This is a genomic window from Xanthobacter luteus (assembly GCF_040049235.1).
GTDB lineage: Bacteria > Pseudomonadota > Alphaproteobacteria > Rhizobiales > Xanthobacteraceae > Xanthobacter.
In genome coordinates, this window is the sequence record NZ_JBDZDO010000001.1 from 680,650 (window position 1) to 692,557 (window position 11,908).

The 11,908-nt window shown below is 68.1% G+C and carries 10 protein-coding genes; 6 read left to right on the forward strand and 4 right to left on the reverse strand.

Annotation, left to right across the window (positions count from 1 at the left end; all coding sequences use genetic code 11):
• Positions 1-316: 316 nt before the first annotated feature.
• A complete protein-coding gene (locus tag ABLE88_RS03340) occupies positions 317-583 on the reverse strand; it encodes a hypothetical protein (RefSeq protein ID WP_348830045.1) in 267 nt (88 codons plus the stop codon).
• A gap of 370 nt (positions 584-953) precedes the next feature.
• Between ABLE88_RS03340 and ABLE88_RS03345 the strand changes: the two genes are divergently transcribed.
• Positions 954-1,649: a cytochrome b/b6 domain-containing protein gene (locus ABLE88_RS03345; RefSeq protein ID WP_348830046.1), complete on the forward strand. Its 696-nt coding sequence runs from the start codon at positions 954-956 to the stop codon at positions 1,647-1,649.
• Positions 1,650-1,699: 50 nt separating this feature from the next.
• Here ABLE88_RS03345 and ABLE88_RS03350 read toward each other — a convergent pair whose 3' ends face one another.
• Both ABLE88_RS03350 and ABLE88_RS03355 read right to left on the reverse strand, forming a co-directional pair.
• A complete protein-coding gene (locus tag ABLE88_RS03350; RefSeq protein ID WP_348830047.1) occupies positions 1,700-2,134 on the reverse strand; it encodes a c-type cytochrome in 435 nt (144 codons plus the stop codon).
• 124 nt (positions 2,135-2,258) lie between these two features.
• Positions 2,259-4,568 carry a xanthine dehydrogenase family protein molybdopterin-binding subunit gene (locus tag ABLE88_RS03355; protein WP_348830048.1) on the reverse strand — a complete coding sequence of 770 codons (2,310 nt, stop codon included), beginning with the start codon at positions 4,566-4,568 and terminating at the stop codon, positions 2,259-2,261.
• Positions 4,569-5,079: 511 nt separating this feature from the next.
• Between ABLE88_RS03355 and ABLE88_RS03360 the strand changes: the two genes are divergently transcribed.
• A complete protein-coding gene (locus tag ABLE88_RS03360) occupies positions 5,080-6,537 on the forward strand; it encodes an undecaprenyl-phosphate glucose phosphotransferase (RefSeq protein WP_348830049.1) in 1,458 nt (485 codons plus the stop codon).
• Between the two features lie 145 nt (positions 6,538-6,682).
• Here the strand turns inward: ABLE88_RS03360 and ABLE88_RS03365 are convergent, their stop codons facing one another.
• Positions 6,683-7,435 carry a competence/damage-inducible protein A gene (locus ABLE88_RS03365; RefSeq protein ID WP_348830050.1) on the reverse strand — a complete coding sequence of 251 codons (753 nt, stop codon included), beginning with the start codon at positions 7,433-7,435 and terminating at the stop codon, positions 6,683-6,685.
• Between the two features lie 167 nt (positions 7,436-7,602).
• Between ABLE88_RS03365 and ABLE88_RS03370 the strand changes: the two genes are divergently transcribed.
• The 4 genes from ABLE88_RS03370 to pstB all read left to right on the forward strand — a co-directional run bounded on the left by ABLE88_RS03370 (position 7,603) and on the right by pstB (position 11,862).
• A complete protein-coding gene (locus ABLE88_RS03370; protein WP_348830051.1) occupies positions 7,603-9,018 on the forward strand; it encodes a circularly permuted type 2 ATP-grasp protein in 1,416 nt (471 codons plus the stop codon).
• A 54-nt stretch (positions 9,019-9,072) separates the two neighbouring features.
• Entirely contained in the window at positions 9,073-10,023 is a 951-nt protein-coding gene (locus tag ABLE88_RS03375) for an alpha-E domain-containing protein (RefSeq protein ID WP_348830052.1), read from the forward strand.
• A gap of 40 nt (positions 10,024-10,063) precedes the next feature.
• A complete protein-coding gene (locus ABLE88_RS03380) occupies positions 10,064-10,894 on the forward strand; it encodes a transglutaminase family protein (RefSeq protein ID WP_348830053.1) in 831 nt (276 codons plus the stop codon).
• Positions 10,895-11,007: 113 nt separating this feature from the next.
• Positions 11,008-11,862, forward strand: coding sequence for a phosphate ABC transporter ATP-binding protein PstB (gene pstB, locus ABLE88_RS03385; protein ID WP_348830054.1), 855 nt, complete (start codon positions 11,008-11,010; stop codon positions 11,860-11,862).
• Positions 11,863-11,908 lie beyond the last annotated feature (46 nt).

Genomic DNA, 11,908 nt, shown 5'->3' on the forward strand with positions numbered 1-11,908 from the left:
CCCGATTCACCCGCCACTCTGGAACCTGCATTGACGCGCAACATGGCGGACTCCGAACCTCCGTGGCCTCGTCGCCCGGCACCAGTCGTACCGAGATCGCCAGCTGCCGATCCGTTCGGCGCGCAACCCTCGAATCAGGCCCTACCGATCAGGGAGATCCCTGCAAGAAGTCAGACCACCCCAGGGCGCACACAGCCAGCCGCAATGATCGGGTGCCGAACCCAACAAACAAAACACCCTTGGCACGCCATACCCCAACAGTTCGAGGTGAGAGCGACCAAGGGTGCCACTATCGAGCCAGAGCCAATCTGGGCTGTCAGCAGAAGAAGCGGCAGAACGCGCTGACCGGGCGCCGGAACACGATGCTAAGATAGCGATCGTAGGAGTAGGCACGGAACGCGAGCAGGGTCCGCGTGCCGGGGCCGATCCCGAACATCGCCGGACGATAGCTCGACACCAGCGGAACGGAACTCGACCTCAGCATCTGGATCCGCTGCAACATGCTGGCCTCAGCAGCCGGCGCCGCGACCAGGACCGAAGCGAATGCGGCAGCGCAAAAAAGACGACGTGCGTAGGTGGCCATGACCGGCTCCCTTATTCGAGCATGCCAAAAAGTATCATGGTCTGTGCCGCGGCGCAATCTGAAAACACCCCAAATCCATCATGAAATCGAGTATTTTCAAGCGATTTGAGGCGGTCCCTTGGTACCGACACAGGCGCTTTCCCTGGCATTTCCGGGGTCGGTAGCCGGCGATCCGGCCGGACGCGGGGGTCCAAAGGTCCCGCAGTGCAGCATAGGGATGCGCCAGCGACCAAGCGCCGCTCCCGCCTTTCGCCCAACGGACGCGGCACCATCTGGTAGGGCCAAGAACCGCCGCGCCATCGCACGCGCGGGTTGCGGATCCTATCTTCCCCAACGCCAGCAAGTATCGCGCAAGGGTGGGGCGCTCTGCATGGACGACATCACGCGACCCGTTCCGACACTTGATCCCGGCCTGGAACACAAGGTGCGGGTGTGGGACGCCCCGACGCGGCTGTTCCACTGGAGCATCGTCCTGCTCGTGGCATTTTCCTATGCGAGCGCGCGCACGGGCCGGATCGACTGGCATTTCCTCTCCGGCTACGCGATTCTGGCTCTGGTCCTGTTCCGCATCGCCTGGGGCATCGTCGGCAGCGATACCGCGCGCTTCGCGCACTTCGTCCGCACACCCAGGGCGGCGCTTCGCCACCTCGCGCGCTTCGGCCGGGGCCGAGGCGATCCCCATGCCGGGCACAATCCTGCCGGCGCCCTGATGGTGCTCGCCTTGATCGGGCTCCTGCTGGCCCAGGCGGTCAGCGGCCTATTCTCCAGCGACGGGCTGATCGTGGAAGGGCCCCTCGCCCGGTTCATGGACGGCGCCACCAGCGCGGCCGCCACCGCGTGGCATGCCTTCCTGTTCGACCTCATCCTCGTTGCCGTGGGCCTGCATGTGGCTGCGGTACTCGCCTACGCACTCGTCGCGCGCCGGAATCTGGTGCGCCCCATGATCGTCGGCTGGGCCCGCCTGCCGGCTTCGGTCCCCGCCCCGCGCATGGCCTCGCCGCTTCTGGCGGCCGCTCTCCTCGCGGCCAGCGGAGCGGTGGTCTGCGCCTTGGCCTCGCTCGGCTGAGCGGCGGCGGTCAAGAGCGGCCGGAACCCCGGAGGTCCCGGCCGCGGTCGTCAGCGGGCCTTGAAGCCTTGGTGGCACCCGCGGCAGCCGTCGGCGACCGCGACGAACGCCGCCTTGAAGCCGTCGGCGGTCGCCGCCTTCGGAGCGTTCTCGGCGACCAGCTGCTCGAACTTGGCGATGGCGGCCTCGAAGCCGGCACGGTCGCTCCAGATCGCCGGCTGCGCCTTGGTGTCGCCCTTGTCGGAACCGGGCGGAAACAGGCTCGCATAGCCCTTGATGCTGTCGCCGAAGGTCTTGAACATGAGCGCGGCCTTGGCCGGGTCGTAGGGCGCCTGGCCCTTGAGGATGGCGGCGCCGATCTCCGCCTGGTCCTGCATCGCCTTCATGGCGTGCTGGCGGGCGCCGATGGGGCCGCCTTGGGCCAAGACAGGGCCGGCGGCGGCCAGTCCTGTCAGCAACAGGACGGCGACGGAAGCAAATCGCATCTCGATCTCCGAATACGACGGCGGGGCAGGCCGTCACCTTGCAGAAATTCCATTCTGACCCAACCGCGCTACGCTCACGCTTTCGCGAGACCCGGCGCGGCGTTTCGCCACCCAGCGCGGGATTTCAGACCGACGCCGTGTCGGAGCGGCCGCGTGCGCTGAACGCGGCGGCCACCGTTTGCGGCGTCGCCGGCATGTCGAGGCGGGCGGGGCGGCCGGCACGCGCAAGCGCGTCAACCATGGCGTTCATCACCGCCGGGCAGGCGCCGATCGTGCCCGCCTCCCCCGCGCCCTTCACGCCGAGCGGATTGGTGGCGCACGGCACGTTGGCGGTCTCGAATGCGATCGGCGGCAAATCGGCGGCGCGCGGCATCGCATAGTCCATGAAGCTTGCCGTCAGCAGCTGGCCATCGCGGTCGTAGACCGCGTGCTCGCTCAGCGCCTGGCCGATGCCCTGGGCGACGCCGCCGTGGATCTGGCCCTCGAGCAGCAGGGGGTTGAGCGTGGCGCCGAAGTCGTCCACCACCGTATAAGCGACGATGCGGGTGGCGCCGGTCTCGGGGTCGATCTCCACCTCGCAAACATGGGTGCCGTTCGGATAGGTGGCCTCCGGCGGCTTGAAGGCGTGGGTGGCCGACAGAAGCTCGGGCGCGGCCGCCGGCAGCGCGGCGACCGCCGAGAGGTCGAGGCCGCGGTCGGTGCCGGCGACCACGGCGCGCCCGTCGCGGAACTCGATGTCGGCCGCGTCGGTCTCGAGCGCGTCGGCGACGAGCGCGCGCAGCTGGTCGCCGAGCGCGCGCGCCGCCCCGTCGACCGCGGCGCCGCCCACCGGGATGGAGCGCGAGCCGCCGGTGCCGTTGCCGGTGGGGGTGTCGTCGGTGTCGCCCTGGAGCACGCGCACCCGCTCCGGCGGCAGCTGCAGCTCGGCTGAGACCAGCTGGGCATAGGCGGTCTGGTGGCCCTGCCCGTTGCTCTGGGTGCCGATCTTCACCGTCACGCCGCCGTCGGCGTCGAGGGTGAGATAGGCCGGCTCGGGCGAGCCGCCGCCGCACGCTTCGATGTAGGTGGCAAGGCCGATGCCACGGGCCAGGCCCCGCGCGGCCGCCGCCGCGGCCCGCGCCGGGAACGCCTCCCAGCCGGCGCGCGCCAGGGCGCGCGTCAGGTGCCGGTCGAAGGCGCCGCTGTCATAGGTGCGCCCGGAGGCGGTGAGGTAGGGCATCTGCGCGGGGGCGATGAAGTTGCGCCGGCGCAGCTCCACCGGGCCGATGCCGGTCTCCCGCGCCGCTTCGTCCACCAGGCGCTCGATGACATAGGCCGCCTCGGGCCGGCCCGCACCGCGATAGGCGTCCACCGGAGCGGTGTGGGTGAGCACGCCGCGGATCCGGGCATGAAAGGCGGGGATGTGATAGACCCCCGGCAGCATGGTCGCCCCGATCCACGGGATGACGGGCGCATAATAGCCGAGATAGGCGCCCATGTTGGCGAGCGTGTCCACCTTCAGGGCGAGGAAGCGGCCCTCGGCGTCCAGCGCCAGCTCCGCCCGGGTGAGGTTGTCCCTGCCCTGGCTGTCGGCGAGGAAGTGCTCGGTGCGCTCGCCGATCCAGGCCACCGGCCGGCCGAGCTGGCGCGCGGCCAGGGCGGCGAGCGGATATTCGCTGAACGGGAACGCCTTGGTGCCGAAGCCGCCACCCACGTCGGGCGTGACCACCCGCAGGTCCTCCCGCGCCCATCCCAGCACCTTGGCGACGGCGTCGCGCAGACCATGCGCGCCCTGGCTGCCCAAAGTGAGGCGCACCCGCCCGCTGTCCTCGACCTCGGCGAGCACGCCGCGCGTCTCCATGTAATTGGTGACGAGCCGATTGTTCACGAGGTCGATGCGCACGATGCGGGCGGCGGCGGCAAAGGCGGCCTCGGTCGCCGGGCCGTCGCCCATCTGCGTGGTGAATGCGATGTTGCCGGCCCGCTCCTCCCACACCCGCGAGGCGCCCTCGGCCACCGCGTCCGCAAGCCCGGCGACCGCGGGCAGCGGCTCCCATCGGGCATCGACCGCCTCCGCGGCATCGCGCGCCGCATCGAGCGTATCGGCGACGATGAAGGCGACCGGGTCGCCCACATGGCGCACAAGGTCGCGGCACAGCACGGGACGGGTCGAGGTCCACATCTGCGGCTCGCCCTCCACCCGCACGGTGCCGGCGACCGGGATCGCGCCGAGCCCGGCCAGGTCGGCACCGGTCAGCACCAGGCGCACGCCGGGCATCGCCCGCACCTGGTCCATGTTGGCGAGGGAGAATCGCGCATGGGCATGGGGCGCCCGCAGCACCAGCGCCGGCAGGGCGTCGGCCTGCGCAGCGAGATCGCCCACGTAGCGACCGCGGCCCGTGAGCAGCGGAATGTCTTCCTTGCGCCTCAGGCTCTGGCCGATGCCAAATTTCATGCCCATCCCCCTGCGAGTCGGCACCGAACTACCACGCGCCCGGCGCGGCGGGCCACAACCTCACCGGATCGTGAGTCGAGCGCCCGCCACGCCGGCGATTTTATGGTTTTATGATACCATCAACCGCAAGGGGGTCAGCGCCCAAAGGTTCATCAAACCGGATTTTTGCAGTGCACAACTGCCCATGCGGCGACCAAATGCCGGCTGCGGCAAATTAGGCCTCTATAACAACACCCGATATGCAATAATATCTATCATAATTTGCTCGGGTGAACACCTGCTTTTCTTCTTCAGCCCCAGCCGATCATGCCAATAATTAAATGATACAAATCCTATCCCGGATATTTATTTTAGGACGTTAGCACCGATGACACTTATATTACAGTTGGCGGTATAATTGATATATGCCAATACTCGCTTGCATGCCGCAGGGTTGCGTGATAACACTTCCACCATCGCGAGATCACGACGATGCCAGGGGAGCGGCGGGTCCTACCCGTCTGGAGGCAGGATGTCATTGTCGGCGGACGAGGGACGAATCGGACCGAAGGCCGGCGGTTACGCTGCGGGGCTTTCGGCTTCCCGAATTGGCTACGGCTCCACCGCGCTCATGTTCGCCGCGGCGGACGTGGTGGCGATCCTCGGCCTCAGCATGGTCGTCTCCTTCCTGTTTTCTGAGGCCTGGCAGGAGTCTTTCGATCTCGCCCGCACTTTGGGCATCGGCATCGCCGCCTCCGTTGCGTTCGTCCTCACCACCCAGGCGCGCGGGCTCTACAAGCCCTGGCAGATCGCCCGGGTGAGCGACGAGGTGAGCGCCGCCGTCGTGAACTGGACCTTCGCCGTCCTGTTCGTCGGCACCATGATTTTCTGCCTGAAAGTCGGCAACGAAACCTCGCGCCTGTCCACCGGAACCTTCGCCGCGCTCGGCTTTATCGTGGTGCCGTCCTTGCGGTGGTTCTACGCGCTCTGGCTCCGGCGCAGCATCGCCGCCGGCGCCGTCGCCGGCCGCTCCGCCATCGTCATCGGCGACGAGAAGGAACTTTCCAAGCTCACCCACGACGACATGATCTTCGGCCTCGGACTGACCGAGCGCCGGCGCTTCATTTTCCCCACCGCCGGGGCGGAGGCGGCCGCAACCTCCGTACAGGACGTATTGAAGAGCGCGCTCCAATATGCCCGCCAGCACAGGGTGGAGGAGATCGTCCTCGCCATGCCCTGGAGCGACCGCGCGCGGCTCGACGAGGTGCGCGGCCGTCTGCGCGCGCTGCCGATCCCGGTGAAGCTCCTGCCGGACGCCTCCATCAGCCCGCTGCTCAATGCGCCGCGCGTCGAGTTCGGCACCTCGGTCGCCATCGAGATGCAGCGCGCGCCGCTGTCGCGGGTGGAGCTGACCCAGAAGCGGGCGCTCGACATCGCCGTGTCGGCGCTGGCGCTCACCGTGCTGCTGCCGCTGTTCGCGATGATCGCGCTGCTCATCAAGTTCGACTCGAAAGGCCCGGTGATCTTCCGCCAGCGCCGCAATGGCTTCGGCGGCCGCGAGTTCACCATCTTCAAGTTCCGCTCCATGACGGTCATGGAGGACGGGGCCGAGATCACCCAGGCCCAGAAGAACGACAAGCGCGTCACCCGGATCGGGCGCGTGCTGCGCGCCACCAGCCTCGACGAGCTGCCGCAGGTGGTCAACGTCCTGTTCGGGCACATGTCCATCGTCGGCCCCCGACCGCATGCCATCGCCCACGACGACGCCTACTCCAAGCTGATCTCGGGCTATGCCTTCCGCCACCACGTCAAGCCCGGCATCACCGGCTGGGCGCAGGTGACGGGCCTGCGCGGCGAGACTGCCAAGCTGGAACTGATGGAACGCCGCATTGAGATGGACCTTTGGTACATCAACAACTGGTCCATCTGGCTCGACATCACCATCATCCTGAAGACCTTCATCGAAGTCCTGCGCAAGCAGGCCTATTGAGGCGCTGGGACGCGCTGCCGGGTGCGGTCCGCCGCTCGGACTAGCCCCGTCTCCCTGCCCGCTGCCGCCGGCCGTTCTGCTGCCGTGAGCCGTCCCGCAGCGCCGCCCGACCGACATTTGCCACCGCCTGCCGACGTGCGAGCTTTCACCGCGCCCAGTCCCTGCGCGCCAGCATCTGCGCCACCGCGGCGCGCGCCGCGGCCAGAACCTCGGGATCGCGCGCGCGCACCACCAAATGGGCATTGGGCTCGCCGTTCTCGTCCCGGAACGGGTAGGAGCCGATCAGCGCCGCCGGATAGCGCGTCGCGATCTCCTTCAGCGGCGCGGCGATGTCGCCCTCCTTGGCCCCGGCCAGCAGCGTCTCCGAGAGCATGGGCACGCCCTTGTCCAGCTCCGGCAGCACCGCCTCCAGCATCGCCTGCATGATGCGCGGGACCCCGGCCATGACGATCACGTTCTCGATCCGGAAGCCCGGCGCCTTCGACACCTCGTTCACCACCAGCGAGGCGCCGGCGGGGATGCGGGCCATGCGCAGGCGCGCCTCGTTCAGGTCCTTCTCGGGGATGTATTCCAGGAGCAGCGCGCGCGCCCGCGGATCCACGTCGATCGCGACGCCGAATGCCTTGGCCACCGCGTCGGCGGTGATGTCGTCGTGGGTGGGGCCGATGCCGCCGGTGGTGAAGACATAGCTGAAGCGGGACCGCAATGCGTTGATGGCGGCAACGATGTCGTCCTCCACGTCGGCCACCACCCGCACCTCGCGCAGGTCGATCCCCACCTGGGTAAGGCGCTCGGCGATATGGCCGATATTCTTGTCCTTGGTGCGCCCGGAAAGGACCTCGTCGCCGATCACGACGAGCGCCGCCGTGACCGATTGCGCGCCGTCTGCCTCTCCCATGACGTAGCCTCCTGCCCTCTGCTGTGGCAGGCTCTGGCGTCCTGCCCAATAATGCGCCATGCCGGCACCTTGGCCTTGACGGCGCAACCTCCTTCCCCGTTTAGCACTTCTTTGGCACGATGTTTGTAGAGATCGATGACGGTCCCGCCCCCGGAGTGTCAGCCCCCATGCGGCAAGCGTTCGACGAGATGTCCAGCACCGACGGCGCCATCCGCCCCGCCTATGAGACGCTCAAACAGTGGCTGGCCTCGGTGCCACAGGACGTGCTGGACCACCGCCGCAAGGAGGCGGAATTCATCTTCCGCCGCATCGGCATCACCTTCGCGGTCTATGGCGAGCAGAACGCCCAGGAGCGCCTGATCCCGTTCGACATCGTGCCGCGCATCCTCACCAAGGAGGAATGGGGCCGCCTCTCGAAGGGCCTGGAGCAGAGGGTGAAGGCGCTCAACCTCTATATCCGCGACGTCTATTCCAAGCGCGACATCCTCAGGGCCGGCGTGGTGCCGGACGAGCTGGTCTACCAGAACCCCGCCTTCCGCCCCGAGATGAACGGCCAGAGGGTGCCGCACGACCTCTACGTCCACATCGCCGGCATCGACATCGTGCGCACCGGCCCGGACAATTTCTACGTGCTCGAGGACAATGCCCGCACCCCCTCCGGCGTCTCCTACATGCTGGAGAACCGGGAGATCATGCTGCGGCTCTTCCCCGAGCTGTTCTCCATGCACAAGGTCGCGCCGGTGGAGAATTACGCCGACGACCTGCTCGCCACCCTGCGCTCGCTCTCGCCCCATGGCGGGCACGAGCCGAACGTCGCCATCCTCACCCCGGGCATCTACAATTCGGCCTATTACGAGCATTCCTTCCTGGCCGACAAATTGGGCGTGGACCTGGTGGAGGGGCGCGATCTGTTCGTGAAGGACGAGACCGTCTACATGCGCACCACCGAGGGGCCGAAGCGGGTCGACGTGATCTATCGCCGGCTCGACGACGACTTCCTCGACCCGCTCGCCTTCCGGCGCGACAGCGTGCTCGGCGTGCCCGGCCTCATGAGCGCCTACCAGGCTGGCAACGTCACCCTCACCAATGCCGTGGGAACCGGCGTCGCCGACGACAAGGCGGTGTATTCCTACATGCCGGAGATCATCCGCTTCTACCTCGACGAGGAGCCGCTGCTGCCCAACGTGCCCACCTGGCGCTGCCGCGAGGCGGAGCACCTGAAGTACGTGCTCGACCACCTGCCCGAATTGGTGGTGAAGGAGGTGCACGGCTCCGGCGGCTACGGCATGCTGGTGGGCCCGGCCGCCGACAAGGCGCAGATCGAGAAGTTCCGCGAGAAGCTCAAGGCCGATCCGGCGAACTTCATCGCCCAGCCGACGCTGGCGCTCTCCACCTGTCCCACTTTGGTGGAGAAGGGCATCGCCCCGCGCCACGTGGACCTGCGCCCGTTCATCCTCTCCGGCTCGGACAAGGTCCGCATCGTGCCGGGGGGCCTTACCCGGGTCGCCATGAAGGAGGGCTCGCTCGTGGTCAATTCCAGCCAGGGAGGCGGAACGAAGGACACCTGGGTCCTGGACGCCTGACGCCGCGCGCGACGCTCTCGCCTTCGCCCATCCTCCCTTTCCGATAGGCCCGAAATGCTCTCCCGCACCGCCGACAACCTCTACTGGCTCACGCGATACGTGGAGCGCGCCGACTGCCTCGCGCGCATCCTCGACGTGTCGCAGCGCCTCGCCTACACGCCGGTGACCTATGGCGGGTCCACCAATGAGTGGGGCTCGGCGGTGCTCACCGCCGGCTGCGCGGACGTGTTCACCGAACGCTACGGCCCGCTCGACGAAGCGAGCGAGGAGAACGTGGTCTCCTTCCTCGCCTTCGAGCCGGAGAACCCCTCCTCGATCCGCAACTGCTTCGAGGTGGCGCGCACCAACGCCCGCTCGGTGCGCACCGCGCTCACCTCGGAGATGTGGGACGTCATCAACTCGGCCTGGATCGAGCTGCGCAACTTCCCCAACCGGTCGCTCACCCGCGACGAGCTGGCGCGCTTCCTCGCCTTCGTGAAGGAGACCTCGCTGCGCTTCGACGGCGCCACCTTCCGCACCATGCTGCGCAACGACGCCTACTGGTTCGCCCGCTCCGGCGCCCAGCTGGAGCGCGCCGACAACACCGCCCGCATCCTCGACGTGAAGTATCATGTGCTGCTGCCGGAAAAAGAGCACATCGGCGGCCCGCTCGATTATTTCCAGTGGGCCTCGATCCTGCGCTCGGTCTCGGCGCTCACCGCCTTCCACTGGGTCTATCGCGACAGCGTGAAGCCGTGGCTGGTGGCGGACCTGCTGATCCTGAACCGGCAGATGCCGCGCTCGCTCGCCGCATGCTACGACAGCCTGGCGCGCAACCTCGACGACATCGCCTCGGCCTATGGTCGGCAGGGCCCGTCCCAGCGGCTCGCCCGCTCCATGCTGGCGCGGCTCTCGAACCGCTCCATCGAGGACATCTTCCAGGCCGGGCTGCACGAATTCATCTCCGAGTTCATCTCCGACAACAACAAGCTCGGCGCCGAGATCGGCGAGCAGTATCTGACCTGACGCGAGGGGCCGCGAACACCTTCAGCCGGCGAGGATTTCCATGCGCGTGCGCATCCGCCACGAGATCACCCAGAAGTTCGAGCCCGCGGCCCGCAACGCCTCCGCCATCGTGCGCCTCACGCCGCGCGGGCACGAGGGCCAGTACGTGCAGCGCTGGACGCTCGACCTCGACAGCGACACCCGCTTCCACCCCCAGGAGGATGCGTTCGGCAACCTCTGCCACGCCTTCACCATCGACGGGCCGGTCGCCGCCTTCACCATCGCCGCCGAGGGCGAGGTGGAGACCCAGGACACCACCGGCATCGTGCGCGGCACGGTGGAGCGCTTCCCCCCTTCGCTGTATCTGCGCCAGACCGATCTGACCCATCCTTCGGCGCGGGTGAGCGACTTTGCCGCCGCGGTCGAGCCCCAGCCGGACGACCCGCTCGCCTTCCTCCACGCCCTCATGGAGCACGTGCACGCGAAGGTGAAGGACGCGGAGGGCCCCGCCATGGGCGATCCGCTCGCCGCCGAGGCGGCGCTGGAGAAGGGTGCCGCCTGCTCGGGCGGCATCGCCCACCTGTTCACCGCCGCGGCGCGCATCGCCGGCGTGCCGGCGCGTCATATCTCGGGCTATCTGGCGGTGGACGGGGAAGCCGCCGCGCGCCATTGGGCCGAGGCCTACGTGCCGGCGATCGGCTGGGTCGCCTTCGACTGCGGGCGCAATCTCTGCCCCACCGAGGATTATGTGCGCCTCGCGGTGGGCCTCGACGCGGTGGGCGTTGCCGCCATGCGCGGCATCGGCGGCGACATCCGCGAGCATGTGGTCGCGTTCGACGGGCGCAACCCGCCCAAGCTCCAGGTGCAGGTCCAGAGCCAGGGCCAGAACTGAGCTTAGCCGGCGCGACGAAAACCCCGCCGCCGCGCTGTGGCACATGACATGGCGCAAGGAAACCAAAGCCCTCCTGTCTCACTTTCCAAGGGAGCAAGGAAGGAAGGCGCGCCATGTCCATGCACCTCCCGGCGGAGGCCGGGGAGACCGCCCTGCCCGGCGGCCTGCCGGTCCCGGGGCGCCTGAAGGCCGCCGGCGGCGAGGCGCCCCGGGTCAAGCTCGAGGCGCGCCACGTGGATTTCTATTATGGCGCGCAGCAGGCCCTGCGCGACGTGAGCGTCGGCCTGCGCGCCAACCGCACCACCGCCTTCATCGGCCCCTCGGGCTGCGGCAAGTCCACTTTGCTGCGCATCTTCAACCGCATGTACGAGCTCTATCCCGACCAGAGGGTGGCGGGCGAGGTGCTGATGGATGGCGAGAACATCCTCGCCCGGTCGCTCGACCCGGTGATCCTGCGCGCCCGGGTCGGCATGGTGTTCCAGAAGCCGACGCCGTTCCCCATGACGATCTACGACAACGTGGCGCTGGGCATCCGCATCAATGCGGTGAAGGAGCCCACCCGCGCCGATCTCGACGAGCAGGTGGAGCACGCCTTGCGCCAGGCGGCGCTGTGGGACGAGGTGAAGGACATCCTGCGCCAGAGCGGCCTCGGCCTTTCGGGCGGGCAGCAGCAGCGTTTGTGCATCGCCCGCACCATCGCCGTGAAACCGGAGGTGATCCTGCTGGACGAGCCGTGCTCGGCGCTCGATCCCATCACCACGGCGAAGATCGAGGAGACCATGGACGAGCTGAAGCAGCACTACACGCTGGTGATCGTCACCCACAATCTGCAGCAGGCGGCCCGCGTCTCCGACTATACCGGATTCATGTATCTCGGCGAGATGGTGGAGTTCGCGACCACCAACGACCTCTTCACCAAGCCCAAGGAAACCCACACCCAGCGCTATCTCACCGGGCGGTTCGGCTGAGGGGCGCGCGCGCCCCGCTTGAGGCCCCCTTGACCCCCCTCGCCGG